Source organism: Komagataeibacter intermedius TF2, assembly GCF_000964425.1.
Lineage (GTDB): Bacteria > Pseudomonadota > Alphaproteobacteria > Acetobacterales > Acetobacteraceae > Komagataeibacter > Komagataeibacter intermedius.
On record NZ_BANF01000357.1, the window covers coordinates 1 to 209 of the forward strand.

Sequence of the window (209 nt, forward strand, 5' to 3'; positions counted from 1 at the left end):
GTGGACTCTGACGGGATCCGGACCACCATTCTGCCTGACGGCCAAAAAGTGGACTTTGAGGTCGAGGAGGTCGTCCATGGCGAGATCGTGGCCATGGTCCACGATGCCGGGACCGGCGTGCTGCAGGGACAGTTTGGGTTTTCTCTTGTTTTCAGCCCGGGGCGGGAGGCAGCCGCCGTTCTCGCCAGAATGATGGATCGTGTCCTTGC

At 61.2% G+C, this 209-nt stretch carries 1 pseudogene; it reads left to right on the top strand.

The window, feature by feature from the left end:
* Positions 1-209: pseudogene (locus B7449_RS17525) on the top strand (hypothetical protein); the annotation flags it as partial.